At 64.3% G+C, this 23,616-nt stretch carries 22 protein-coding genes; 4 read left to right on the forward strand and 18 right to left on the reverse strand.

Annotation, left to right across the window (positions count from 1 at the left end; all coding sequences use genetic code 11):
- The first annotated feature begins 36 nt into the window (after positions 1 to 36).
- Positions 37 to 672, forward strand: a complete 636-nt coding sequence (locus tag BLT66_RS03540; RefSeq protein WP_092755774.1) for a GntR family transcriptional regulator — start codon at positions 37 to 39, stop codon at positions 670 to 672.
- A gap of 63 nt (positions 673 to 735) precedes the next feature.
- Here the strand turns inward: BLT66_RS03540 and BLT66_RS03545 are convergent, their stop codons facing one another.
- From BLT66_RS03545 to BLT66_RS03555, 3 genes are all read right to left on the reverse strand, one after another.
- A complete protein-coding gene (locus tag BLT66_RS03545; protein WP_092755776.1) occupies positions 736 to 1,425 on the reverse strand; it encodes a VIT1/CCC1 transporter family protein in 690 nt (229 codons plus the stop codon).
- Positions 1,426 to 1,457: 32 nt separating this feature from the next.
- Positions 1,458 to 2,003 (reverse strand): cytochrome b, encoded by a 546-nt coding sequence (locus tag BLT66_RS03550; RefSeq protein ID WP_092755778.1) that lies wholly within the window; start codon positions 2,001 to 2,003, stop codon positions 1,458 to 1,460.
- 253 nt (positions 2,004 to 2,256) lie between these two features.
- Positions 2,257 to 3,006, reverse strand: coding sequence for an SDR family oxidoreductase (locus BLT66_RS03555; protein WP_092755780.1), 750 nt, complete (start codon positions 3,004 to 3,006; stop codon positions 2,257 to 2,259).
- Positions 3,007 to 3,120: 114 nt separating this feature from the next.
- Here BLT66_RS03555 and BLT66_RS03560 point away from each other — a divergent pair, with 114 nt between their 5' ends.
- The gene (locus BLT66_RS03560; protein WP_092755782.1) at positions 3,121 to 4,014 is read left to right on the forward strand and encodes a LysR family transcriptional regulator; all 894 of its coding nucleotides are present in this window, start codon (positions 3,121 to 3,123) and stop codon (positions 4,012 to 4,014) included.
- Here BLT66_RS03560 and dusA read toward each other — a convergent pair.
- Complete coding sequence (gene dusA / locus BLT66_RS03565) at positions 3,984 to 4,988, reverse strand: tRNA dihydrouridine(20/20a) synthase DusA (protein ID WP_092755783.1); 1,005 nt, start codon at positions 4,986 to 4,988, stop codon at positions 3,984 to 3,986. The genes BLT66_RS03560 and dusA overlap by 31 nt on opposite strands.
- A 141-nt stretch (positions 4,989 to 5,129) precedes the next feature.
- Here dusA and BLT66_RS03570 point away from each other — a divergent pair, with 141 nt between their 5' ends.
- Positions 5,130 to 6,893: a M14 family metallopeptidase gene (locus BLT66_RS03570; protein ID WP_255406747.1), complete on the forward strand. Its 1,764-nt coding sequence runs from the start codon at positions 5,130 to 5,132 to the stop codon at positions 6,891 to 6,893.
- A 37-nt stretch (positions 6,894 to 6,930) separates the two neighbouring features.
- Here the strand turns inward: BLT66_RS03570 and BLT66_RS03575 are convergent, their stop codons facing one another.
- The 12 genes from BLT66_RS03575 to BLT66_RS03630 all read right to left on the reverse strand — a co-directional run bounded on the left by BLT66_RS03575 (position 6,931) and on the right by BLT66_RS03630 (position 20,661).
- Positions 6,931 to 7,581 (reverse strand): hypothetical protein, encoded by a 651-nt coding sequence (locus BLT66_RS03575; protein ID WP_092755785.1) that lies wholly within the window; start codon positions 7,579 to 7,581, stop codon positions 6,931 to 6,933.
- Positions 7,578 to 8,675, reverse strand: a complete 1,098-nt coding sequence (zapE, locus tag BLT66_RS03580) for a cell division protein ZapE (RefSeq protein ID WP_092755787.1) — start codon at positions 8,673 to 8,675, stop codon at positions 7,578 to 7,580. The genes BLT66_RS03575 and zapE overlap by 4 nt, the downstream gene beginning before the upstream one ends.
- Before the next feature lie 85 nt (positions 8,676 to 8,760).
- Positions 8,761 to 10,179 (reverse strand): dihydrolipoyl dehydrogenase, encoded by a 1,419-nt coding sequence (gene lpdA, locus BLT66_RS03585; protein ID WP_092755789.1) that lies wholly within the window; start codon positions 10,177 to 10,179, stop codon positions 8,761 to 8,763.
- Positions 10,180 to 10,248: 69 nt separating this feature from the next.
- Positions 10,249 to 11,511: a 2-oxoglutarate dehydrogenase complex dihydrolipoyllysine-residue succinyltransferase gene (odhB, locus tag BLT66_RS03590; protein WP_092755791.1), complete on the reverse strand. Its 1,263-nt coding sequence runs from the start codon at positions 11,509 to 11,511 to the stop codon at positions 10,249 to 10,251.
- Between the two features lie 72 nt (positions 11,512 to 11,583).
- Positions 11,584 to 14,454 carry a 2-oxoglutarate dehydrogenase E1 component gene (locus BLT66_RS03595; protein ID WP_092755793.1) on the reverse strand — a complete coding sequence of 957 codons (2,871 nt, stop codon included), beginning with the start codon at positions 14,452 to 14,454 and terminating at the stop codon, positions 11,584 to 11,586.
- Between the two features lie 271 nt (positions 14,455 to 14,725).
- Positions 14,726 to 15,328 carry an isochorismatase family protein gene (locus BLT66_RS03600; RefSeq protein ID WP_092755795.1) on the reverse strand — a complete coding sequence of 201 codons (603 nt, stop codon included), beginning with the start codon at positions 15,326 to 15,328 and terminating at the stop codon, positions 14,726 to 14,728.
- Positions 15,329 to 15,357: 29 nt separating this feature from the next.
- Entirely contained in the window at positions 15,358 to 15,924 is a 567-nt protein-coding gene (locus tag BLT66_RS03605) for an RBBP9/YdeN family alpha/beta hydrolase (protein WP_092755797.1), read from the reverse strand.
- 166 nt (positions 15,925 to 16,090) lie between these two features.
- On the reverse strand, positions 16,091 to 17,980 hold the full coding sequence (locus BLT66_RS03610) for a family 2A encapsulin nanocompartment cargo protein cysteine desulfurase (protein WP_176954952.1): 1,890 nt from the start codon (positions 17,978 to 17,980) through the stop codon (positions 16,091 to 16,093).
- A gap of 15 nt (positions 17,981 to 17,995) precedes the next feature.
- Positions 17,996 to 18,916 (reverse strand): family 2A encapsulin nanocompartment shell protein, encoded by a 921-nt coding sequence (locus BLT66_RS03615; RefSeq protein WP_092755799.1) that lies wholly within the window; start codon positions 18,914 to 18,916, stop codon positions 17,996 to 17,998.
- Between the two features lie 79 nt (positions 18,917 to 18,995).
- The gene (locus BLT66_RS03620) at positions 18,996 to 19,265 is read right to left on the reverse strand and encodes a helix-turn-helix domain-containing protein (protein ID WP_092755801.1); all 270 of its coding nucleotides are present in this window, start codon (positions 19,263 to 19,265) and stop codon (positions 18,996 to 18,998) included.
- Complete coding sequence (epsC, locus tag BLT66_RS03625) at positions 19,262 to 20,188, reverse strand: serine O-acetyltransferase EpsC (RefSeq protein ID WP_092755803.1); 927 nt, start codon at positions 20,186 to 20,188, stop codon at positions 19,262 to 19,264. Before epsC ends, BLT66_RS03620 begins: the two co-directional genes overlap by 4 nt.
- Positions 20,188 to 20,661 (reverse strand): rhodanese-like domain-containing protein, encoded by a 474-nt coding sequence (locus BLT66_RS03630; protein WP_092755805.1) that lies wholly within the window; start codon positions 20,659 to 20,661, stop codon positions 20,188 to 20,190. The genes epsC and BLT66_RS03630 overlap by 1 nt, the downstream gene beginning before the upstream one ends.
- Positions 20,662 to 20,856: 195 nt before the next feature.
- On the opposite strand from BLT66_RS03630, the gene BLT66_RS03635 reads away from it, so the two are divergent.
- The gene (locus tag BLT66_RS03635; protein WP_092755807.1) at positions 20,857 to 21,855 is read left to right on the forward strand and encodes a GlxA family transcriptional regulator; all 999 of its coding nucleotides are present in this window, start codon (positions 20,857 to 20,859) and stop codon (positions 21,853 to 21,855) included.
- Between the two features lie 6 nt (positions 21,856 to 21,861).
- On the opposite strand, the gene gfa is transcribed toward BLT66_RS03635, so the two are convergent.
- Positions 21,862 to 22,431, reverse strand: coding sequence for an S-(hydroxymethyl)glutathione synthase (gfa, locus tag BLT66_RS03640; protein WP_092755809.1), 570 nt, complete (start codon positions 22,429 to 22,431; stop codon positions 21,862 to 21,864).
- A gap of 57 nt (positions 22,432 to 22,488) precedes the next feature.
- Positions 22,489 to 23,607 (reverse strand): S-(hydroxymethyl)glutathione dehydrogenase/class III alcohol dehydrogenase, encoded by a 1,119-nt coding sequence (locus BLT66_RS03645; RefSeq protein ID WP_092755811.1) that lies wholly within the window; start codon positions 23,605 to 23,607, stop codon positions 22,489 to 22,491.
- Positions 23,608 to 23,616: the final 9 nt, after the last annotated feature.

The raw sequence follows: 23,616 nt of genomic DNA on the forward strand, positions 1-23,616 counted from the left end.
AAATTCAGAATTATTTTCTGGCGTAGAATCCGCCCCATGGCTGTCACCACCCTCACCCCGCGCGCGCTCTACGAAGAAGTGGCCGAGCTGCTGCGCCAGCGTATTTTTGCGCGCACGCTGGAGCCCGGCAGCTGGATCGACGAGCTGAAGCTGGCCGAGGAATACGGCATCAGCCGCACCCCCCTGCGCGAGGCGCTGAAGGTGTTGGCCACCGAAGGCCTGGTGACCATGAAGGTGCGGCGTGGCGCCTATGTGACCGAGGTGTCAGAAACCGACCTGGCCGACGTCTACCACCTGCTGGCCTTGCTCGAATCCGATGCCGCCGGCGTGGTGGCCGCCCGCGCCACGCCCGAGCAGCGCGCCGAGCTGCAGGCCTTGCACGATGCGCTGGAAGCCGCGGCCGGCAACCGCGAGCAGTTCTTTGCCATCAACGAGCAGTTCCACATGCGCCTGCTGGCGATTGCCAACAACCGCTGGCGCGACCAGATGGTGGCCGATCTGCGCAAGGTGATGAAGCTGAACCGGCACAACTCGCTGCTGAAAGCCGGCCGCATCCAGGAGTCGCTGCAGGAGCACCGGGCGCTGATGGCCGCACTGGCCGCGCAAGACGCGCCTGCCGCCGTGCAGCGCATGCGCGAACACTTCAGCAACGGGCTGGAAGCCGCGGCCTGATCCCTGTTTACAGATGATTTAGGCCGCTAGCGCAGATACAGACTGCGCAAGCTGCTACTAATTTTATAAAACAGCGCCGAAGATGCTGCCCACGCCGGCCGTCACCGCCATGGCCAGCGCACCCCAGAAAGTCACCCGCCAGGCGCCCAGCAACGGGCTGGCGCCGCCGACCCGCGCGGCCACACCGCCCAGGCAGGCCAGGAACAGCAGCGATGTCAGGGCGATCCACAGAATCAAATCCTTTTCGGGCGCCAGCGCAGCTACCGCCAGCGGCAGCACCGCGCCCAGCGCAAAGCTGCCCGCCGATGCCAGGGCCGCCTGGATAGGCCGCGCGCTGACCACTTCGGAGATGCCCAGCTCGTCGCGCGCATGGGCGCCGATGGCGTCGTGCGCCGCCAACTGCTCGGCCACCTGCGACGCCAATTGGTACGACAGGCCGCGGCCCACGTAGATGGCGGTCAGCTCGCGGTGCTCGGCGGCCGGGTCGGCAACCAGCTCGGCACGTTCGCGCGCCAGGTCGGCCTCTTCGGTATCGGCCTGGGAATGCACCGACACATATTCCCCCGCCGCCATCGACATGGCACCAGCCACCAGCCCGGCCACGCCGGTCACCAGAATGCTGCCATGGCTGGCCTGGGCCGCGGCAATGCCGACGATCAGGCTGGCGGTGGAGACGATGCCGTCGTTGGCGCCAAGTACCGAGGCGCGCATCCAGCCTATGTGTTGTGTTCTGTGTCGCTCGATATGCCGCATCGAAAACTTTTCTCTGAAAAATAAGGGGAAGGTTAACGTTGGGGGAGTATCCGCTGCAACGTGTTGTCGCGCACCAGGTAGTGGTGGTACAGCGCCGCCAGCGCGTGGGCGCCGATGAGGAAGTAGCCGGCGGTTGCCACGGTCTCGTGGATCTCCTTGATCCAGTCGGCGGCGTCTGCATTCTCGGCCATCAGCGCCGGAAGCTGCAGGCCAAAGAACGGAATGGCGCTGCCCTTGGCACTCAGAACCAGCCAGCCCGCCAGCGGGGTGAGCAGCATGAAGGCATACAGCGCAATTTTCATCAGCATGGCAACCCACGTCTGCAACCGGGGTGGCTCGGGCACGATGCGCGGCACCGGGCTTGATATGAACAGCGCCAGGCGCAGCAGCACCAGCGCCAGCACCGACAGGCCGAGCATGAAATGCCAGGTCTTCATCGCCTCCCGGGCATCGCTGCCCCGGGGGAAGATGCCCTTCAGCTCCATGCAGGCGTAGACAGCGGCCAATAGCAGCAGCATGCCCCAGTGCAGTGCGATGGACAGTGCGCCGTAGCGCTGGGTGTTATTGCGCCACTGCATCACAAGGCTCCCAACGGGGCTGATATGAAGGTTTTGAACGACATGGAGCATGTACCTGTGGAGTGGATGGATGGTAGGCGTATGCCTACACACACCCGCTGTAAATTGTGCAAGCCGTAGATTACGTCCCGCTTAAGACGCAGCCTCCGTTCCATCCAGACTTATAGACAAAACGACCTCCAGCGCTTTTTCTACCTGCGGCAATAGCTATACAAAAAGTAGCACCCGCTGTTTGGCAATTGCACACGGGACATCAGGCCAGGCCGCCGTTGGCGCGCAGCACCTGGCCGTTGACCCAGGCGGCCTGTGGCCCGGCCAGGAAGGACACCACCTGGGCGATATCGTCGGGCTGGCCCAGGCGTTCCAGCGGCGGCATCTTGGAGAAAGCCTGGATCTGCTCAGGGGTCTTGCCGTTCAGGAACAGCTCGGTCGCCACCGGGCCGGGCGCCACCGTATTCACTGTGATGTTGCGGCCACGCAGCTCTTTGGCAAACACAGGGGTCATGGCCTCCACTGCCGCCTTGCTGGCGTTGTAGACGGCGTAGCCTGGCAGGTTCAGCGCCAGGGTGGTGCTGGAAAAATTGACGATGCGGCCGCCGTCGTTCATGCGCCGGGCGGCTTCGCGCAAGGTGTTGAAGGTGCCGCGGGTGTTGATGGCCAGGGTCTGGTCGAACAGCTCGTCGCTGGTATCGGCCAGCGGCATGGCCTTCAGGATGCCGGCGTTGTTCACCAGCACGTCGACCTTGCCCAGGGCCTGCTCGGTGGCGTCGAACAGGGCGCGCACTTCGGCCGAGTGGGCCACGTTGGCCTGGATCGCCACCGCCCGGTGGCCCTGGGCTTGTAGCGACGCGACCAGCGCATCGGCCTCGGCGGCGCTGCTCGCGTAGTTGACGGTAATGGCAAAGCCGTCTTCGGCCAGGCGCTGGGCGATGGCGGCGCCGATGCCGCGCGATGCGCCGGTGACGATGGCGACTTTTTGGGTGGTGTTTGCGGTGGTGTTCATGGAATGTCCTTGGGTTAATAGATGGGATGGCTGGATCATGAACCCCTGCATTACAAAGATAATTACCCTAAAATTGCGATCACTATTCGATAAACACCAACAATCAAAGAATCCATGGACAGACTGGAAGAAATGCGGGTGTTTGTGCGCATCGTCGAGCGGCGCAGCTTCACCCAGGCGGCCGACGACCTGCAGCTGCCGCGCGCCACGGTGACCAACGCGATCCAGCGGCTGGAAACCCGGCTGGGCACCCGCCTGCTGGAGCGCACCACGCGCCAGGTCAGCCCGACGCTGGATGGCGATGCCTACTACCAGCGCTGCCTGCGCCTGCTGGCCGACATGGAGGAAGCCGAGGAATCCTTCCGCAACACGACACCCAAGGGTTTGCTGCGGGTGAATCTGCAGGGCACGCTGGCGCGCAACTTCGTCATCCCCGCCTTGCCGGCTTTTCTGCAGCGCTACCCGGGCATAGAGCTGCACATCGGCGAAGGCGACCGGCTGGTGGACCTGGTGCGCGAAGGTGTGGACTGCGTGCTGCGCGCTGGCACACTGCAAGATTCATCCATGGTCGGCCGGCGCGTGGCCAATCTGGAGCAGATCACCTGCGCCAGCCCGGCCTACCTGGCGCAGTTCGGCGTGCCGACCGGTCTGAAATCGCTGGCCCGGCACCGGGCGGTGAACTACCTGTCCACCGCCACCGGCCGCGCGCTGCCGCTGGAGTTCATGGTCGACGGCAAGCTGCAGACCTTGAACCTGCCGGGCAGCGTATCGGTAACCGGCGCGGACGTGTACACGGCGTCAGCGATGGCCGGACTCGGCCTGGTGCAGGTGCCGCGCTACCGCGTGCAGAGCCAGCTGGACGACGGCAGCCTGCACATCGTATTGCCCGGGCTGCCGCCGCCGGCCATGCCGGTATCGGTGCTGTATCCGCAAAGCCGCCAGCTGTCAGCGCGGGTGCGGCTGTTTGCCGACTGGCTTCAGGCGCTCTTCGCTTCGTCAAACCCGTAGCGGGTGTGTGCCAGCGCCATCACCTCGCGCGGTGGCGTGGTCTTGAGGCGGTGGTCGCTCCACACCTGGCGCCAGCGGCGCGCGCCGGGCAGGCCGTGGCGCAGGCCCAGCATGTGGCGCGCAATGCCGTACCAGCCCGTGCCCTGCTCGGCCGCCATGCGCTCCATGTAAACAACCATCTGCTCTTCTATGCTTTCGCGCGTGGCCTCACTGGGCGCGGCGCCGAAGAAGGCCTGGTCCCAGCCCGCCATGGTCCAGGGGTTGTGGTAGGCCTCGCGCCCGACCATCACACCGTCCACATGCACCAACTGCTGCGCCACCTGCTCGTGGGTGGTGATGCCGCCGTTGATGGCGATGGTCAGCGCCGGGAAGTCCTGTTTCAGCTGGTGCACCAGCTCGTAGCGCAGCGGCGGGATCTCGCGATTTTCTTTCGGGCTCAGGCCTTTCAACCAGGCATTGCGCGCATGCACGATGAAGGTACTGCAGCCGGCTTCGGCCACCGTGCCCACAAAGTCGCGCACAAACGCATAGCTCTCGGTCTTGTCCACACCGATACGGTGCTTGACGGTGACCGGCACGTCCACCGCGTCGACCATGGCCTTCACGCAGTCGGCCACCAGCGTCGCTTCGTTCATCAGGCAGGCGCCAAATGCGCCGCGCTGCACGCGTTCGCTCGGGCAGCCGCAGTTGATATTGATCTCGTCGTAGCCCCATTCCTCGCCCAGTTTGGCGCAGCGCGCCAGATCGGCCGGCTCGCTGCCGCCCAGCTGCAGGGCCACCGGGTGCTCCTCGGTGTTGAAGCGCAAATGCCGCGGCACGTCGCCATGCAGCAAAGCGCCGGTAGTCACCATCTCGGTGTAAAGCAAGGCATAACGGGACAGCAGGCGGTGGAAATAGCGGCAATGCGCATCGGTCCAGTCCATCATCGGCGCCACAGACAGCGTCCAGGGGTTGGTGGTTAATGTCGGGGTCATCCCAGGATTATCCCAGCCCGGCTGCAGCCACCGTGTTCACCTACAAGCCGGTGGGCGCGGGTAACATGCCGACTCCTACCCCAACGGATGAGCACGACCGCTATGCCGCACACCACGCACTCCCAGACCCGTCCTGCACGCATGCGCTCCGCCCCATCGCTACCCAGCTGGACCAGCGTGGCCGCGGCCATCCTGCTGCTGACGGCTTGCAGCTCTACCCCGCTGCCGCCCTGGCGAGCCCCGGTCACCAACGCGCCGGCGCCCAAACCCGCAGTCGTTGCGCCCGCGCCCAAGGTGGAAGCACCGGCGGCCGTGGCGCAAGCCGTGCCGCAGGCCAGCATCACCCCGCAGGATGCGGACAGCGCCGCCCCCTACAGCGCGGCGGTGGCGGCACGCTTCCCCGACCCGGCCATCGCCTACAGCACGCCCGGCCTGCAAGCCGGGCGCACCAGTTACAGCTCGAACGCCGAAATCTCTACCTGGCTGCGCAACCTGGCAGCCAACCCCAGCGCCGGTGCCAAGGTCAGCGTGCTGTCCATCGGCCACTCGCAGCAAGGTACGCCGCTGGAGGCGCTGCTGCTGACCCGCGCCACCAGCCCGGATGCGCCCAGCGTGCTGGCCACGGGCCGACCCACGGTGTTGCTGGTCGGCCAGCAGCACGGCAACGAGCCGGCGGGCAGCGAGGCCCTGCTGGTAGTGGCCCGCGAACTGGCCCAGGGCCTGCTGGAGCCGCTGCTGGACAAGGTCAACGTGCTGGTGGTGCCGCGCGCCAACCCTGACGGTGCGGCCGCCGACCAGCGCGCCACCGCCAACGGCATCGACATGAACCGCGACCACCTGCTGTTGCAAACCCCCGAGGCCCGCGCCCTGGCCCAACTGGCACGCGACTACCAGCCCACGGTGGTGCTGGACGCCCACGAGTACACCGTGGTGGGCCGCTATCTGCAAAAGTATGGCGCGGTACAGAAGTACGACGCCCTGCTGCAATACGCGATGACAGCCAATATGCCGGAGTTCCTGACCCGCGCCTCCGAAGAGTGGTTCCGGCGCCCGCTGATTGCTGCGCTCAAGACCCAGAAGCTGAGCAGCGAGTGGTACTACACCACCTCCACTGCGCTGGACGATCTGCAAATCTCCATGGGCGGCACCCAGCCCGACACCGGGCGCAATGTGAATGGCCTGAAGAACGCGGTCAGCATGCTGATAGAAACCCGGGGCGTAGGCATAGGCCGCATGCACCTGCAGCGCCGGGTCCACACCCAGGTCACCGCCATGGTCAGCATGCTGCAAAGCACCGCCACCCGCGCCGAACAGCTGGGCCAGTTGCGCTCGTTTATCGACCGCGAAACCAGCAGCCTGGCCTGCCGCGGCAAGGCCACCATAGCCGCTGGTCCAACCAAGGTGCAGTACGAACTAACCATGCTCGACCCGGCCACTGGCAACGACAAGCAGCTCACCGTGGACTGGAATTCGGCGCTGGAGCTGCAAACCCAGACCAGCCGCCCGCGGCCCTGCGGCTACTGGCTGTCAGCCACCTCCACCAGCGCGGTCGAGCGGCTGCAGCTGCTGGGCGTACAGGTGTTGCGGATAGCCGAGCCCGGTTCGCTGCTGGGCGACCTGTACAAGGAAACGGCGCGTTCCTCGGGCACCCGGCAAGACGTGCGCGGCGGCATCAGCGATGCGGCTCCGATCATCAAGACCGAAGTGGCGCTGACGCGCAGCCTGGTGGATATTTCGGCCGGCAGCTTCTACGTGCCGCTGGGCCAGCCACTGGGCAACCTGGTACTGGCCGCGCTGGAGCCGGACACGCAGAACAGCTACTTTGCCAACCACTTGCTCGGCACGCTGGACGACACTGTGCGGGTGATGACCGAACCCACGGTGCGGATGGAAAGACTGCCCTGATCGCTCTGGGCTTTGAGGCTTCCTAGAAGGCTTGGGCCTAGGGCTTGGGCTCTGGCAGCGGTGCCGCCTTGGCCTTACCGGTGGCATTGCGTTGGCGGGTCTGCTCCTTGTGGGCAGCCGCCTCCTCCAGCTTTTTATCGTAGCGGGCGCGCTCATCCGGGGCGGTAGCCTCACGGGTGGCGCGCGCAGCCTGTTCTTGTTGGTTGGCGCGGCTCTTTTTCTCCAGCGTGGCCTTGCGCTCGGCCTGGGCGCGGGCAGCCTGGGCCGGGTCGTGCGGCTGGCGTGGCGCCGCCGGGGTGCGTACGCGCACGGCGGGCTTTGGCTCGGAGCTGGCGGCACTGGCCGCAGGTGCGGGGCTGTCGTGGGCCTGGCTTTGCTCCATGCGCTGCAGCTGCAGAGCGCCCTTGCGCTTGCGCTCCGCGTCGTTGAGCAGGATTTCCTGGCGCCGCAGATCGGCCAACTCGGCCCGGCGCCGCGCGCGGCTTTCGTTGCGGCAGTCGTTCACAGCAAACTTTTGGAAGCAGGCCGATTCTTCCTGGTTGAAGCGTTGCTCGATCTGCTGGCGCTCGGTGGCAATGCGCTGCTGCTCGGCCTGCACGGCCAGGCCGCCGTCTTCGGTTTGCGCCTGCACGGCGGCGCTGCCGAACACGGCCAGCAGGCAACACAGGGCGATCAAATGCTTGTTCATGTCAGGTGGGTATCCACAACGCGCCGCTCCAGCGCTAAAAACTCGGCCGATTGCATTTCGTTCAGGCGCGAAACCGTGCGCGGGAACTCATGCGCCATCGGGCCCTCGGTATATAACTCTTCAGGCTGCACAGCGGCCGACATGATGAGCTTGACGCGGCGGTCGTACAGCACATCCACCAGCCAAGTAAAACGCCGCGCCTCGGAGGCCAGCCGTATCGACATCGCCGGCACATCGCTGAGCAGCACGGTGTGGAACTGGGTGGCGATCTCCAGGTAGTCGTTTTGCGAGCGCGGCCCACCACACAGCGCCTTGAAGTCGAACCACACCACTCCACCCGCCTTGCGCCGGGAACGGATCTCGCGGGCCTCGATGTGCAGCACCGGGTCTTCGTCCTGGGTTTCGGCCAGGCGATTGAAGGCCTCGGTCATCTCCTGGTCGGCCTGCGGGCCCAGTGGAGTGTGGTAAATCTTGACCTGCTCCAGCGTGCGGCGCCGGTAGTCAGTGCCGTTGTCCACGCTCAGCACTTCCAGCTTCTGGTTCAGCAGCGCAATCGCCGGCAGGATGCGGTCGCGGTGCAGGCCGTTCGGGTACAGGTCGTCGGGCTTGAAGTTGGAGGTGGTGACAAAGCCCACACCGTTGGCAAACAGCGCATCCAGCAGCCGGTGCAGGATCATGGCGTCGGTAATGTCGGCCACGTGGAATTCATCGAAGCAGATCAGGCGGTAGCGCTTGGAGATACGCAGGCCCAGCTCGTCCAGCGGGTTCACCGTGCCCTGCAGATCGGCCAGCTCGCGGTGCACTTCGCGCATGAACTCATGGAAGTGCAGCCGCACCTTGCGCTTCAAAGGCACGGCGTTGAAGAAGCAGTCCATCAGAAAACTCTTGCCGCGCCCCACCCCGCCGTACATGTAGACGCCGCGGGGAATCTCCGGCCGGTTGATGAGTTTCTTGAAGGCGTTGGAACGCTTTTCTTTGAACACCGCCCATTCAGACGCACAGCGCTCCAGCGCATCGACGGCACGCAGCTGCGCCGGGTCGGCGGTAAAGCCGCGCTGGGCCAGCTCGGCCTCGTAGGCTTGTTTGACGCTCAAAGGAAAAAACTCCAGATGCTACAAATTAAATAGCGGCTAGCGCAGGTAGTGCCTGCGCTAGCAGCCTATTTTTTATAAATTTCTTTTAGAAATTCAGAGTGCGCTTGTCCACGGCCAGAGCGGCTTCCTTGGTGGACTCGCTCAGCGATGGGTGGGCGTGGCAGATGCGGGCGATGTCTTCCGCGCTGGCGCGGAATTCCATGGCCATCACGCACTCAGCGATCAGCTCGCTGGCCTGCGGGCCGACGATGTGCACGCCCAGGATCTCGTCCGTGGTCGCATCGGCCAGCATCTTCACCATGCCGGTGGTGTCGCCCAGCGCGCGTGCGCGGCCGTTCGCCAGGAACGGGAAGGTACCGGCCTTGTAAGCACGGCCGGCGCCCTTGAGCTGCTGCTCGGTCTGGCCAACCCAGGCGATTTCGGGATTCGTGTAGATCACCCAGGGCACGGTGTTGAAGTTCACATGGCCGTGCTGGCCGGCGATGCGCTCGGCAACCGCCACGCCTTCTTCCTCGGCCTTGTGCGCCAGCATCGGGCCGCGCACCACGTCACCAATCGCCCAGACATTGGGCAGGTTGGTTTTGCAGTCGCCGTCGACCACGATCGCACCGCGCTCGTCCAAGGCCAGGCCGACCGCGTCTGCGCCCAGGCCAATGGTGTTGGGCACGCGGCCAATCGAAACGATCAGCTTGTCCACATCCAGCGACTGGGCTTCGCCCTTGGCGTCGGTGTAGGCAATGCTCACGCCCTTCTTGCCAGTCTTGATCTCGCCAACCTTCACACCCAGGTTGATCTTCAGGCCTTGCTTGTCGAAAGCCTTCTTGGCTTCCTTGGCGATCTGCTCGTCCACCGCGCCCAGGAAGGTCGGCAGACCTTCCAGGATGGTGACCTCAGAACCCAGGCGGCGCCAGACCGAACCCATTTCCAGGCCAATCACACCAGAGCCGATCAGGCCCAACTTCTTGGGCACCGCGCCAACGCGCAGTGCGCCGTCGTTAGACAGCACCAGCTCTTCGTCAAACGGCGTGCCGGGCAGCGCACGGGCGTTGGAACCCGTGGCCACGATCACGTGCTTACCGACCAGCGACTCTTCGCCCACGGTCAGTTCATAGCCACCGTCCTTGGCTGCGACAAACGTGCCGCGGCCGTGGAAGAAGGTGACCTTGTTCTTCTTGAACAGGTACTGGATGCCGTCGTTGTTCTGTTTGACCACGATGTCCTTGCGGGCGATCATCTTGGCCACGTCCATCTGCAGGCCGGACAGCGAAATACCGTGGTCGGCGAAATGGTGGCCGGCCTGGTCGAAGTGCTCGCTGGACTGCAGCAGCGCCTTGGAGGGGATGCAGCCTACGTTGGTGCAGGTGCCGCCCAGGGCCGGGCCGCCCTTGGCGTTCTTCCACTCGTCGATACAGGCCACGTTGAAGCCCAGCTGGGCTGCGCGGATGGCGGCAATATAGCCACCGGGGCCGCCGCCGATGACGATCACGTCAAAATTCTTGCTCATGAAAACTTCCAATCTGATTACGTAAAGACCCATGGAACAAGGGCAGCCTGGGCTGCCCTTGAAACCGTCTTAGATGTCGAACAGGAGGCGGGCTGGGTCTTCCAGCGCTTCCTTCATGGCGACCAGGCCCAGCACGGCTTCGCGGCCGTCGATGATGCGGTGGTCGTAGCTCATGGCGAAGTAGTTCATCGGGCGCACCACGACTTGGCCGTTCTCGACCACAGCACGGTCCTTGGTGGCATGGATGCCCAGAATCGCCGATTGTGGTGGGTTGATGATCGGGGTCGACAGCATGGAGCCGAAGGTACCGCCATTCGAGATGGAGAAGGTACCGCCGGTCATGTCGTCCATGCCCAGCTTGCCGTCACGGGCCTTCACGCCGTATTCGGCAATCTTCTTCTCGATATCGGCAAAGCTCATCTGGTCGGCGTTGCGCAGAATCGGCACCACCAGGCCACGTGGCGAACCCACAGCAATACCGATGTCGAAGTAGCCGTGGTAGACGATGTCGTTGCCGTCCACGCTAGCGTTCAACACCGGGAACTTCTTCAGCGCGTGCACAGCGGCCTTGACGAAGAAGCTCATGAAGCCGATCTTCACGCCGTGTTCTTTTTCGAACTTTTCCTGGAAGCGCTTGCGCATTTCCATGACCGGGGCCATGTTGATTTCGTTGAACGTGGTCAGGATGGCGTTGGTCGACTGCGATTGCAGCAGACGCTCGGCCACGCGGGCACGCAGGCGGCTCATGGGCACGCGCTGCTCGGGGCGGTCGCCCAGGTCAGGTGCGATGGTGGCGACTTGGGCCAGGGACTTGGTGGGCACACCGGTGGGAATGACGGCAGCCGTCACCTTGGGCGCAGCAACCGCGGCCAGCACATCACCCTTGGTGACACGGCCGTCTTTGCCGGTACCGGCCACGGAGCCAGCCGCCAGGGCGTTGTCGGCCATCAGCTTGGCAGCGGCAGGCATAGGCACGCCGGACATCGAGCTGCTGGCAGCAGCCGGCGCAGGAGCCGGTGCAGCGGCAGCGGCGGTGGTTGCGGCAGCAGCAGCCACCGAACCAGCCACAGGCGCAGCGGCCCCGGCCTTGGCTTCGGTGTCGATACGGGCAATCAGTTGCTCGGCTTTGACGGTACCGCCATCGGCGACCAGCAGTTCGGTGATCACGCCGCCGGAGGGTGCGGGCACTTCCAGCACCACTTTATCGGTTTCGATCTCGATCAGGATTTCGTCCACCGCAACTACGTCACCCACCTTTTTCTTCCACTGCAACATGGTCGCTTCTTCGACGGACTCGGACAGTTGCGGGACCTTTACTTCTACGATAGCCATTTAGTTTTCTCCAATTCTTCCAACGAGGGGTGCGGCCGCCGCGCTCCCGCGCAGCGGCTCGGCACTGCTTATTTATTTCGACAGAACAAAGCCCTTGAGCTTGCCAAACGCGCCGTCCACCAGCGACTTTTGCTGGTCTTGGTGCAGGTGCGAATAGCCGGCTGCCGGCGAGGCAGAAGCCGCGCGGCCCGAATAGCCAAGCTTCTGGCCTTCGATCATGTTTTCGTGCAGGTAGTGCTGCACGAAGAACCAGGCGCCCTGGTTCTGCGGCTCGTCCTGGCACCACACGACCTCGGTGGCATTGGGGTACTTCTTGAGCTCGGTGGCAAACGCCTTGTGCGGGAACGGATAGAGCTGTTCCACACGCAGGATCGCCACGTCGTCGGCGCCCTTTTCTTCGCGCTTCTTGGCCAGGTCGTAGTAGACCTTGCCCGAGCAGGCGATGACGCGCTTGACCTTGTCGGCCTTGAGCTCCTTGCTCTCTGGAATCACGGTCTGGAAACCGCCCTTGGTGAATTCGCTCAGCGGAGATGCCGCATCCTTGGCGCGCAAGAGGGACTTGGGCGTCATGATGATCAGCGGCTTGCGCAGGTTGCGCACCATCTGGCGGCGCAACAAGTGGAAGATCTGGCTGGCGGTGGTGGGCTGCACGACCTGCATGTTCGTGTCAGCGCTCAGTTGCATGAAGCGCTCCAGGCGGGCCGAGCTGTGCTCGGGGCCTTGGCCTTCGTAGCCGTGCGGCAGCATCAAGGTGATGCCGTTGACGCGGCCCCACTTGACTTCGCCGGAGGCGATGAACTGGTCGATCACCACCTGGGCGCCGTTGGCGAAGTCGCCAAACTGGGCTTCCCAGATCACGAAGGTGTTGGGGTCGTTCGAGGCATAGCCGTATTCAAACGCCAGCACCGCTTCTTCCGACAGGATGGAGTCGATGACGGTGAAGGGCGCCTGGTTTTCCGCCACGTTTTGCAACGGGGTGTAGGTGCCTTCGTCGAACTTTTCACGGTTCTGGTCATGGATCACCGCATGGCGGTGGGTAAAGGTACCGCGGCCGCAGTCTTCACCGCTCAGGCGCACGGGGTAGCCGCTGGCCACCAGCGAGGCAAACGCCATGTGCTCGCCCATGCCCCAGTCCACCGGGATGTCGCCACGGCCCATCGCTGCGCGGTCGTCATACACCTTCTTCACCAGTTGGTGAGGGGTAACGCTGGCGGGGATGGTGGTGATCTTCTCGGCCAGGCGCTTCCATTCCACCAGGGGAATGGCGGTGTCGCCGGCGTCGGTCCACTTGCGGTTCAGGTACGGCGACCAATCCACCGCGTACTTGCCCTTGAAGTTGGTCAGCACGGGGTTGAAGGTGTTCTTGCCGGCGTCGAGCGCGGCGCGCATGGCCTTGACCATGTCGTCACCCAGCGTCTCGCCGAAGCCTTGGGCCGACAGCTTGTCGGCGTACAGCTTGCGCGTGCCGGGGTGCTTGGCGATCTTCTTGTACATCAGCGGCTGGGTCAGCGCCGGTGTGTCTTGTTCGTTGTGGCCGAGCTTGCGGAAGCAGATGATGTCGACCACGACGTCGCGTTGGAACTCCATTCGGTAGTCCAGCGCGATTTGCGTTGCCAGCACCACGGCTTCGGGATCGTCACCGTTGACGTGCAGCACCGGCGCTTCGATCATCTTGACGACGTCCGAGCAGTACAGCGTCGAGCGGCTGTCGCGCGGGTCGCTGGTGGTGAAGCCGATCTGGTTGTTGATCACGATGTGCACCGTGCCGCCCGTGAAATAGCCACGGGTTTCGGCAAGCGCCAGGGTTTCCATCACCACGCCTTGGCCGGCAAAGGCCGCGTCGCCGTGCACCAGCACGGGCAGCACTTGCTTGCCCAGCGGATCGCCGCGGCGGTCCATGCGCGAGCGCACCGAACCTTCGACCACGGGGTTCACGATTTCCAGGTGCGAGGGATTGAAGGCCAGCGTCAGATGCACCGGGCCGCCAGGGGTGGACACATCCGAGCTGAAGCCCTGGTGGTATTTCACGTCGCCCGATGGCAGGTCTTCAGGCGCCGTGTGGTCGAACTCGGCGAACAGGTCGGCAGGCACCTTGCCCAGCGAGTTCACCAGCACGTTCAAGCGGCCGCGGTGGGCCATGCCGATGACGATTTCTTGCAGACCCTTGGCGCCACCGGCCTGGATCAGCTCGTCCATCGAGGCGATGAAGGATTCGCCGCCTTCCAGCGAGAAGCGCTTTTGGCCGACGAACTTGGTGTGCAGGAAGCGCTCCAGGCCTTCGGCTGCGGTCACGCGGTCCAGGATGTGCAGCTTCTTCTCTTTGGAGAAGTTCGGCTTGCTGCGGATGCTTTCCAGCTTTTGCTGCCACCAGCGCTTCTTGGTCTGGTCGCTGGTGTACATGTACTCGGCGCCGATGGTGCCGCAGTAGGTTTCACGCAGCGCATTCATCAGGTCGCGCAAAGACATGGTGTCTTTGCCGAAGAAGGTATTGCTGGTGTTGAACACGGTTTCCTGGTCGGCATCGGTGAAGCCGTAGAAGGAAGGGTCGAGTTCAGGGATGTTTTCGCGCTCGGTGCGCTTCAGCGGGTCCAGATCGGCCCAGCGTACGCCGACGTTGCGGTAGGCGGCAATCAGCTGCTGCACCGCGGTGCGCTTGCGGCCCATTTCGGAGTCGGCGCTGGCGACGACCACCTTGGTCTGGCCTTGCTTGGCGCGTTCGGCAAATGCATTGACCACCGGCAGATGCGGCACGTCTTTGGCATTGCTGCCGTCCACGGCGGGCACGTTCTGGAGCGCGTCAAAGTAGTCGCGCCAGTTGTCGGGCACGCTGCCAGGATTGCTCAGGTAATTTTCGTAGAGCTCTTCAACATAGGGGGCATTGCCGCCGAAGAGGTAGGTGTTGCCTTGGTAGGCTTGGTACACCGAAGACACTGGATCACTCATATTCCGCTGACCTCCGTTTCCCTGCAGGAAACATTAGCTGGTTAAAGCTGGGTTTAATTAACCTTCCGCGACACGGCTGGACCGATTGGCGGATGCGACTGTGGCAGGAAGGGCCTAGTACGGGCAGGATTATCTACCCAATATGGGGCGGGCGAAGGCAAGTTACCAGCGAGTAACAGGCATACGCTCCCATTTTTATAGCTACTGACGCAATATAGATATGCGCCAGCAGCTGTTTTCATTTAAATTTTTATGTGGTGCAGGAGAAACATTACTTTACCAAGGCCTGCACCGTTTTGAAGTCGGCGTGCTCGGCTGTGCGCAGCCATTCGAACAAAACCATCTCGGTAGTCACCAGTTCGGCGCCTGCGCCGGCCAGGCGGTCGAAGGCGGCATCGCGGTTGCGCTCGGTGCGCGAGCTGCAGGCATCGGTCACCACCCAGACGTCGAACTCGTCTTCCAGCAGGTCCAGCGCGGTCTGCAGCAGGCAGATATGGGCTTCCAGCCCGGCGATGACGATGGTGCCGCGCTCGGGTTCGGCATTTTGCGGCTTTTGCAGATGCTTGGGCAGGCTGCGCGCATTGCCCTGCACCGGCTTGGCCGGCGGCCGCAGCCATTCGCCCAGGCCTTCTTCGACAGCGCTGAAATGCATTTTGCTCAGGGTGTTGCGGCACAGGGCCCGCAGTTCGGCAGGGTTCTGGCCGAGTTTGGAGGGGTTTTGTTCGGTGCCCCAGACCGGCACGTCCAGCAGGTCGGCGGCCTGCGCCAGGCGCAAGGCATTGGCAACAACGGCTGCGTGGTCGTGGATGGCGGGGAGTAGGCGGGCTTGGTAATCGACCAGCACCAGCTGGGATTCGGAGGCGTCGAGCAACATGGGTTTCCTAAGGGCAAAGCAGCCCCAGATTAAACCGCAGTTGCCGCCTCCTCCAGCTTGGTTTGCAAAGGCGCACCCGTCAGGGATTGCAGCAAGGCCAGACCCAGCGGCCAGTCACCATGGCCCGAGGCGATATTGATGTGCCCTGCATCCTGCATGCGCACCAGCTCGCTGCCCCAGGCGCGCGCATAGGCGCCGGCCAGGCGTACCGGGCAATACGGGTCGTTGCTGCTGGCCACCAGCACGCTGCGGTAGGGCAGCTTGGCATAGGGCACGGGGGCGAAATCGCTGAGGATGGCCCGGCGCTCGGGGTCCGCCGGCGCCACCAGCAAGGCTCCCTGGATGCGCTGCACGGCTTCGTCGGGCAGATGGGTGGTAGCGATACAGCCTAAGCTGTGCGCCACCACCACCACCGGCTCGGGACGGGCCAGGATGGCCTGGGTGATGGAGGCAACCCAGGCACTGCGCGAGGGCGTGATCCAGTCGTCCTGGTCGACCCGTTCCACACCGGCGAAACGTTCCGCCCACAGGCTTTGCCAATGGCCTGGGCCTGAGTTGCGCCAGCCGGGAACAATGAGTATGCGTGCTTGCGTCATGCCCGGATTGTCAGCAGACGCAGGGCAAATTCAAACGACTGAATGGCAGTTTGTTTATGCGCATTTGCTAACAAGAAAATTATCTAAGCCGCACTACCCAACACGCACAAAAAAAGAGCTGCTGGCGCAGGTAGTACCTGCGCCAGCAGCTCTTAATTTAATAGCATCAACCGTTGCGGCGTGCAGATGCCAGGCGTTTCACCACCGTGACCAACAGGTCGATCTCGGCAAAGGTGTTGTAGAAAGCCAGCGACGGCCGTACCGTGGTCTCCACGCCCATCCGGCGCAGGATGGGCTGCGCGCAGTGGTGGCCGGTGCGCACGGCAATGCCCTCCTCGTTCAAGGCCTTACCGACTTCCTCGGTGCTGTAGCCGGCCAGGGTGAAGGACATCACACTGGCCTTGTCGGCCGCGGTACCGATCAAGCGCACGCCAGGAATCGCACCCAGCTGCTGCATGCCGTAGACCAGCAACTCGTGTTCGTAGCGGGCGATGTTTTCAATGCCCACCTTGTTCACGTAGTCGATGGCCGCGCCCAGGCCCACCGCGTCGGCGATGTTGCCGGTGCCGGCCTCGAACTTGTTCGGGATCGGCTGGAACACGGTTTTCTCGAAGGTCACGTCGGCAATCATGTTGCCGCCACCCTGCCAGGGCGGCATGTCTTCCAGCACCTCGCGCTTGCCCCAGACCACGCCGATGCCGGTGGGGCCGAACACCTTGTGGCCGGAGAACACGAAGAAGTCGGCGCCGATGTCCTGCACGTCGACCCGCATGTGCGAGATCGACTGCGCGCCATCGACCAGCGCCTTGGCGCCGGCGCGGTGCGCCAGTTCGACGATTTCCTTCACCGGCACCACGGTGCCCAGTGCATTCGACACCTGGGTCACCGCAACGATCTTGGTGCGGTCATTCAGCAGCTTGCGGTATTCATCGAGCAACACCTGGCCTTTGTCGTCCACCGGGATCACGCGCAGCTTGGCACCCTTGGCGGCAGCTAGCTGCTGCCAGGGCACGATGTTGGCGTGGTGCTCCAGATTCGACACGATGATCTCGTCGCCCTCGCCCACATGCTGGCCGCCCCAGCTCTTGGCCACCAGGTTGATGGCCTCGGTGGTGCCCCGCACGAAGATCACCTCGTTCACATCCGGCGCGTTGATGAACTTCTTCACCCGCTCCCGCGCGCCCTCGTAGGCGTCGGTGGCGCGGGCCGCCAATTCATGGGCAGCGCGATGGATGTTGGAGTTCTCGTGCTCGTAGAAATAGGCGATGCGGTCGATCACCGACTGCGGCTTGTGCGTGGTGGCGGCGTTGTCGAACCAGACCAGCTGCTTGCCGTTGACCCGCTCCTGCAGGATAGGGAAGTCGCGGCGCACGGCGTGCACGTCGAACGCTGGGTGCGCCGAACCGGCATAGGCCGGCACGTCGTCACGGCCCGGCTTGGCCGGTGTGACATAGCCATTCGGCAAAGTCACGGCGTCGACGAAATAGAACGCGGGCGTGGTTTGCGGCACCGGAGGTGTCGGCAAGGCGGCTGGCCGCGCTGCATCCGTAGGCGCAGCAAACGGCAAGCGGCTCAAGTCGTCCAGACTCGATCCTCCGGTCTGCGGCGCCGCGGGCGCAGGATGGCCGGCACCCGGGTTCAGGAAGTAGAACGGCGACGCGCTTTCCGGCACGCCCTGCACGACACCGCCGCTGCGCGGCTCGTAGGCCGGCAACTCGCTGACCACGCGGTCCGGCAGGCCATTGCCAGCCTGGGCGTGGGGTTGCAGGGCCGGAGCCCGATTCGCCAGGCTCAACACAGAGGTGGGCGATGCGGGGATCAGATTACTGCCCGGCACCTGGCCGATGGGAATCGGGGTGCCCGGCACGCTGGGGCCGAAGCCAGCCGGGCTGGCCAGCGGTGAGCCCGGCGGCGCAATATTGGCCGGCGCTTGCACGCCAGGCACAGCATGCGACTCTCCCGGCAAGGCCGAGAACAGCGCAGTCGCCATGCGGGCCAGCGTGGCCGGATCGGGCAGGCCCGCCGGCAGCGTGGGTTGAGGAACAACGGTAGTCATGTGGACAGCGCCGCTTTACTTGTAGGTGTCCGGATAGTCGTGGTACTTGCCGATTTCCACATCGTCCAGCACAGCCAGCGCGTCGGTGGTCAACACCGCCAGCGAGCAGTACAGCGAGATCAGGTAGGAAGCGATCGCCTGGTCGTTGATGCCCATGAAGCGCACCGACAGGCCGGGGGCCTGCTCGCCTGGCAGACCGGGCTGGAACAGGCCGACCACGCCCTGGCGCTTGTCGCCCACGCGCAGCAACAATATCTTGCTCTTGCCGTCGGCAACCGGCACCTTGTTCGACGGGATCAGCGGAATGCCGCGCCAGGTAATGAATTGCGAACCGAACAAGCTGACGGTGGGCGGCGGCGTGCCGCGGCGGGTGGCTTCGCGGCCGAAGGCGGCGATGGCCAAGGGGTGGGCCAGGAAGAAGGCTGGCTCTTTCCAGACCTTGGTCAGCAGCTCGTCCAGATCGTCGGGCGTGGGAGCGCCGGTCAGCGGGAAGATGCGCTGCTCGTCGGTCACCTGCGACAACAGGCCGTAGTCGGGGTTGTTGATGAGTTCGCTTTCCTGGTTTTCCTTGATGGTCTCGATGGTCAGGCGCAGCTGTTCCTTGATCTGGTCATGCGGGCTGCTGTACAGGTCGGAGATGCGGGTGTGCACGTCGAGGATGGTGCTGACGGCGTTCAGAAAGTATTCGCGTGGCTGGTCTTCGTAATCAACGAAGGTGCGCGGCAGCTGGTTTTCCGACTGGCGGGCGGTGCAGGTGACCTTGATCGACTCGGGGTTCTTCACCTTGTTCAGGCGGTAGATGCCGGCTTCCACCGGCGTCCATTGCAGCAAATGGGTCAGCCAGCGTGGCGAGATGGTTTCCAGCTGGGGGACGGTCTTGGTCGCATTGGCAAGCTGGCGTGCGGCGCTGTCGCCGAGGGTGGTGATTTGGGTCAAGAAGAACTCCGTTGATTAGAAAAAAGAAAACGAAAAGGAATCACAACGGCCCGCAGTGTCAGATGCCTAAAGGCATCTTTCAACATGCTATAGCCGCCAATCGGATGTGCTGCGCCTGGCGGCGCTGGGCAATGTGCTCGCAATCGGCCAGCAGCACCGGCAGCGATATGCCGAGCGCGCGGGCCAGCTTCTCCACCGTGACGATGGAAGCAATGGTGCGGCCGCGCTCGATCTCGCCCACATACGAACGGTTCAGGTCCGAGTGCTCGGCCAGTTGCTCCTGCGACCAGCCCCGGGCTTCGCGCAGCTGGCGCACCACCAGACCCAAGCTCTCCACCAGCGCCGTCATGCCAAGGCACGCTCGGGCACCGCCTGGCTGGCCGCCCGCGGCTCCTGGCGCGAGCTGGCCTGGGTCACATGGGCACCGGGTGCCACGTCCTGGGTAAGCCAGACATTGCCGCCGATAGTGGCGCCCTGCCCCAGCCGCACCCGGCCCAGCACCGTGGCGCCCGCGTAGATCACCACATCGTCTTCAACGATGGGATGGCGCGGCTGGCCTTTTTCCAGGTGGCCCTGGGCATCGGTGGTAAAGCGCTTGGCACCCAGGGTGACGTTCTGGTACAGCCGCACCCGCTCGCCGATCAAGGTGGTTTCGCCGATCACCACGCCCGTACCGTGGTCGATGAAGAAGCCCGCACCTATGGTGGCGCCGGGGTGGATGTCGATGCCGGTCGCGCTGTGCGCCAGCTCGGCCACGATGCGCGCCAACAGTGGCAGGCCTTGCCGGTACAGCTGGTGCGCCAAACGGTGGTGCACCATGGCCAGGATGCCGGGGTAGCAGAGCAGCACCTCGTCGACGCTGCGCGCCGCCGGGTCGCCGTGGAAGGCGGCCAGCACATCGCTGTCGAGCAGGCGGCGGATGCCGGGCAAGGCCTGGGCAAACTGCTGCACCACCTGGGTCGGCTGGGTGCCGGCGGGCACGTCATCGACCAGGCGCAGCTCCAGCCGCACCTGGGCCAGCAGGCCGTGCAGGGCCGCGTCCAGCGTGTAGCCTACGTAAAAGTCTTCGCTCTCCTGGCGCAGGTCCACCGGACCCAGGCGCATCGGAAACAGCACACCTTTCAGCGACTCGACTATTCCGGCCAGCGCGTTGCGCGACGGGAACTCGCGCCCGCCCGGCTCGGTAGAACGCCCTTGCGCAGCGCGCCATTCGCTGCGCACGCCGTGCAAGGCCTGGACCACGTGGCCCACGTCAAATACCGGCGCGGCCATCAGTCCTGCACCCAGGGCAGGCTGTGGAAACGCCAGCCATCCGCGCCACCGCGGTGCTGCTGCGCGTCGATCTCGCCCTCAAAGCCTTCCAGCACATTAAAGACGCGGGTAAAACCGGCCTTGGCTGCGGCCTCGGCCGCCTGGGCCGAGCGCTTGCCGCTGCGGCACAGCAGCAATACGGTAGCGTCCTTGCTGCCCACTTTGGCTTCGAGTTCGCGCACAAAGCGCGGGTTGCGCGTCAGGCTGGTACCGGTAGCCCAGGCCACATGGGCGCTGCCGGGCACATGGCCGACAAACTTGCGCTCTTCAAAGGTCCGCACATCGACCAATTGCACCTCACCGGCCTCCAGCAAACGCCAGGCCACGGGTGGGGTCACACCGCCCGCATAGGGCAATTGGGTAGACAGGGCCACCGCGCGGGCGGATTCAAGTTCGGGGGGCAGGCTGGTCAGCTCAGCGGTAGCGGATGGCATGGAAACTCCTATCGTGTGTTGCGCCATGACCCTGCACATGGGTGTGCAGATGTCTGTAGGAATCCACTCTAGAGCGATCACCTTCCTTCTCAAACTACTTAAAAATCAGTTCTAAACAACGGAAACATCTGTAGACCGCCAGATGCGGCATGTGCCCGCACGACAATGCAGCTGCCCTGTTCCACCCCAATCCCTATGCATACCCTCAGCAATCGAGACACCCGCCGCGTCGACGTGGTGGTCTACCCCGGCTTCAAAGCCATCGAGGCCATAGGCGCGATGAGCGTGTTCGAGTACGCCAACCTGCATCTGACCCAGCAAGGCCGGCCGCCCGGCTACCAGCTGCACATCGTCTCCGTGGCGGCCGGCCCGGTGGCGTCGGACACCCACATGCAGCTGCAAGCCGCCGCAGCCCTGCGCACCGACGACCTGCCGCACACGGCCATCATCGTCGGCGCCCGGCAGATCGAAACCGCCCTCGCCGCGAACACCGCCATCGTCGACTGGGCTGCCGCGGTGGCGCCACGCATCGAGCGGCTGGTGGCCTTGTGCTCGGGCAGCTTCTTCCTGGCCGCAGCCGGCGTGCTGGACGGCCTGACCGCCACCACCCACTGGAGCGTGGCCGCCTTGCTGAAAGAGAAGTTCCCGGCAGTGCAGGTGCAGGCCGATGCGATCTACCTGCGCTCGGGCCGGCTCTGGACCTCGGCCGGGGTCACGGCGGGCATCGACCTGGCGCTGGCACTGGTGGAAGACGACCATGGCCGTGGCCTGGCGCTGCAGGTGGCGCGCGACCTGGTGGTGTATCTGAAGCGGCCCGGCGGCCAGTCGCAGTTCAGCATGCACCTGAACAGCCAGAACACCAGCCACCCCGGCATCCGGGCGATCCAGGAATGGCTGCTGTCGAATCTATCGCTGCCGCTGGACGTGTCGGTGCTGGCCGGCCGCGCAGCCATGAGCGAGCGCAACTTCCGCCGGGTGTTTGCCAAAGAGGTGGGCAGCAGCCCACTGCAGTTCATCGAATCGGCCCGGCTCGAAGCCGGCCGGCGGCTGCTGGAAGAAGGCGACCTGCCGCTGAAGTCGATTGCCGGGCGCATCGGTTTTGCATCCGAGCAATCGCTGCGCAAGCTGTTTCTCAAGCGCCTGGGCGTAGGCCCGCAGGCCTACCGCGAACGCTTCGGCGGCGCGCGGCCCTAACTTGAACTACGCCGCTTTGCGCAACTTGGCGACTTGGGTGGCCAGCACGTCCATCAGCGTGGGCGACAGGCAGTCATAGGGCTCCAGCCCCGCCTCGCGCAGCTCCTGGCGGATGCCGGCCATCTGCTCGGGTGGAGTGCCGGTTTCGATGATGGACGACACAAAGGCCGCGAACTCCGGCCCGGCCCAGCCGGCGTCGCTGGACAGCTCGGTATGGATGAAGTCCAGACCGTAGAACCCATGGTCTTTGTTCTCGATGCGGCCGAACATATGCACGCTACAGGCCTTGCAGGCGTGGCGTTGGATGGTGGCGCTGGGGTCGACAACCTGCAATTTCTCGGGGCGTGAGGTCACATGCACCTTGTCGCGCGAAACCACACCGACGATGGAAAACAGCGCACGGGCCGGCTTCCAGCACTTGCTGCAGCCGCAGGCATGGTTGTGCGCCACCTGCGCATCCACCATCACCACCACCGGGTCGTGGCTGCAATGGCAGGTCAGCGTGCCGCCGCCGAAACCCGGTGCGCCCGGCTTCTTGCCCTGGCCAATGCCCGGGTGCAATGCAGAAAGAGTCATTTTTGTCTCCTGAAGGTCCACGCGGAACGGCCGCGCACCGCATGAAACTACTTGGCGCTAGTACAGCACCACACCCCGGATCGATTCACCGCGCTTCATCAAGTCAAAGCCCTTGTTGATGTCCTCCAGCGGCATGGTGTGGGTGATCAGCGGGTCGATGCTGATCTTGCCCTCCATGTACCAGTCCACAATCTTGGGCACATCGGTACGGCCACGGGCGCCGCCGAAGGCCGAACCTTCCCATTTGCGGCCGGTGACCAGCTGGAAGGGACGGGTGCTGATCTCGGCGCCGGCTTCGGCCACGCCGATGATGATGCTGCGGCCCCAGCCCTTGTGGGTGCATTCCAATGCCTGGCGCATGACCTTGGTATTGCCTATGCACTCAAAGCTGTAGTCGGCGCCGCCATCGGTGAGCTGGACAATCGCATCGACGATATTGCCGCCCGCGGCTTCGATGTCCTTGGGGTTGAGGAAGTGGGTCATGCCGAAGCTGCGGGCCATGGCTTCACGGGCGGGGTTCAGGTCGACGCCGATGATCTTGTCGGCACCGACCATCTTGGCGCCCTGGATCACATTCAGACCGATACCGCCGAGGCCGAAGACGACCACGTTGGCACCGGCTTCCACCTTGGCGGTGAACAGCACGGCACCGATGCCGGTGGTAACACCGCAGCCGATGTAGCAGACCTTGTCGAAGGGTGCATCCTTGCGGATCTTGGCCAGCGAGATTTCCGGCGCCACGGTGTAGTTGCTGAAGGTGCTGGTGCCCATGTAGTGGAAGATGGGCTGGCCGCCCAGGCTGAAGCGGCTGGTGGCGTCAGGCATCAGTCCCTTGCCCTGGGTGCCGCGGATCAGCTGGCACAGGTTGGTCTTACGCGAGAGGCAGAACTTGCACTGCCGGCATTCGGGGGTGTACAGGGGGATGACGTGGTCGCCCTTCTGCAGGGTGGTGACGCCGGGGCCGACATCGACCACGATGCCCGCGCCTTCATGGCCGAGGATGGCGGGGAAGATGCCTTCGGGGTCGGCGCCGCTCAAGGTGTAGTAGTCGGTGTGGCAGATGCCGGTGGCTTTGATCTCGACCAGCACTTCGCCGAACTTGGGGCCTTCCAGGTCCACGGTTTCTATGGTCAGGGGGGCGCCGGCTTTCCAGGCGACTGCGGCTTTGGTTTTCATGTTCGGGTT

Origin of the sequence: Rhodoferax sp. OV413, from assembly GCF_900104385.1 — a bacterium.
Lineage (GTDB): Bacteria > Pseudomonadota > Gammaproteobacteria > Burkholderiales > Burkholderiaceae_C > Rhodoferax_B.

What these genes read in the sequence shown, in the direction of transcription:
- BLT66_RS03540 (WP_092755774.1), top strand. Translation starts at nt 37, where the DNA reads ATGGCTGTCACCACCCTCACCCCGCGCGCGCTCTACGAAGAAGTGGCC.
- BLT66_RS03545 (WP_092755776.1), bottom strand. Translation starts at nt 1,425, where the DNA reads ATGCGGCATATCGAGCGACACAGAACACAACACATAGGCTGGATGCGC.
- BLT66_RS03550 (WP_092755778.1), bottom strand. Translation starts at nt 2,003, where the DNA reads ATGCAGTGGCGCAATAACACCCAGCGCTACGGCGCACTGTCCATCGCA.
- BLT66_RS03555 (WP_092755780.1), bottom strand. Translation starts at nt 3,006, where the DNA reads ATGAACACCACCGCAAACACCACCCAAAAAGTCGCCATCGTCACCGGC.
- BLT66_RS03560 (WP_092755782.1), top strand. Translation starts at nt 3,121, where the DNA reads ATGGACAGACTGGAAGAAATGCGGGTGTTTGTGCGCATCGTCGAGCGG.
- dusA (WP_092755783.1), bottom strand. Translation starts at nt 4,988, where the DNA reads ATGACCCCGACATTAACCACCAACCCCTGGACGCTGTCTGTGGCGCCG.
- BLT66_RS03570 (WP_255406747.1), top strand. Translation starts at nt 5,130, where the DNA reads ATGCGCTCCGCCCCATCGCTACCCAGCTGGACCAGCGTGGCCGCGGCC.
- BLT66_RS03575 (WP_092755785.1), bottom strand. Translation starts at nt 7,581, where the DNA reads ATGAACAAGCATTTGATCGCCCTGTGTTGCCTGCTGGCCGTGTTCGGC.
- lpdA (WP_092755789.1), bottom strand. Translation starts at nt 10,179, where the DNA reads ATGAGCAAGAATTTTGACGTGATCGTCATCGGCGGCGGCCCCGGTGGC.
- odhB (WP_092755791.1), bottom strand. Translation starts at nt 11,511, where the DNA reads ATGGCTATCGTAGAAGTAAAGGTCCCGCAACTGTCCGAGTCCGTCGAA.
- BLT66_RS03595 (WP_092755793.1), bottom strand. Translation starts at nt 14,454, where the DNA reads ATGAGTGATCCAGTGTCTTCGGTGTACCAAGCCTACCAAGGCAACACC.
- BLT66_RS03600 (WP_092755795.1), bottom strand. Translation starts at nt 15,328, where the DNA reads ATGTTGCTCGACGCCTCCGAATCCCAGCTGGTGCTGGTCGATTACCAA.
- BLT66_RS03605 (WP_092755797.1), bottom strand. Translation starts at nt 15,924, where the DNA reads ATGACGCAAGCACGCATACTCATTGTTCCCGGCTGGCGCAACTCAGGC.
- BLT66_RS03610 (WP_176954952.1), bottom strand. Translation starts at nt 17,980, where the DNA reads ATGACTACCGTTGTTCCTCAACCCACGCTGCCGGCGGGCCTGCCCGAT.
- BLT66_RS03620 (WP_092755801.1), bottom strand. Translation starts at nt 19,265, where the DNA reads ATGACGGCGCTGGTGGAGAGCTTGGGTCTGGTGGTGCGCCAGCTGCGC.
- epsC (WP_092755803.1), bottom strand. Translation starts at nt 20,188, where the DNA reads ATGGCCGCGCCGGTATTTGACGTGGGCCACGTGGTCCAGGCCTTGCAC.
- BLT66_RS03630 (WP_092755805.1), bottom strand. Translation starts at nt 20,661, where the DNA reads ATGCCATCCGCTACCGCTGAGCTGACCAGCCTGCCCCCCGAACTTGAA.
- BLT66_RS03635 (WP_092755807.1), top strand. Translation starts at nt 20,857, where the DNA reads ATGCATACCCTCAGCAATCGAGACACCCGCCGCGTCGACGTGGTGGTC.
- gfa (WP_092755809.1), bottom strand. Translation starts at nt 22,431, where the DNA reads ATGACTCTTTCTGCATTGCACCCGGGCATTGGCCAGGGCAAGAAGCCG.
- BLT66_RS03645 (WP_092755811.1), bottom strand. Translation starts at nt 23,607, where the DNA reads ATGAAAACCAAAGCCGCAGTCGCCTGGAAAGCCGGCGCCCCCCTGACC.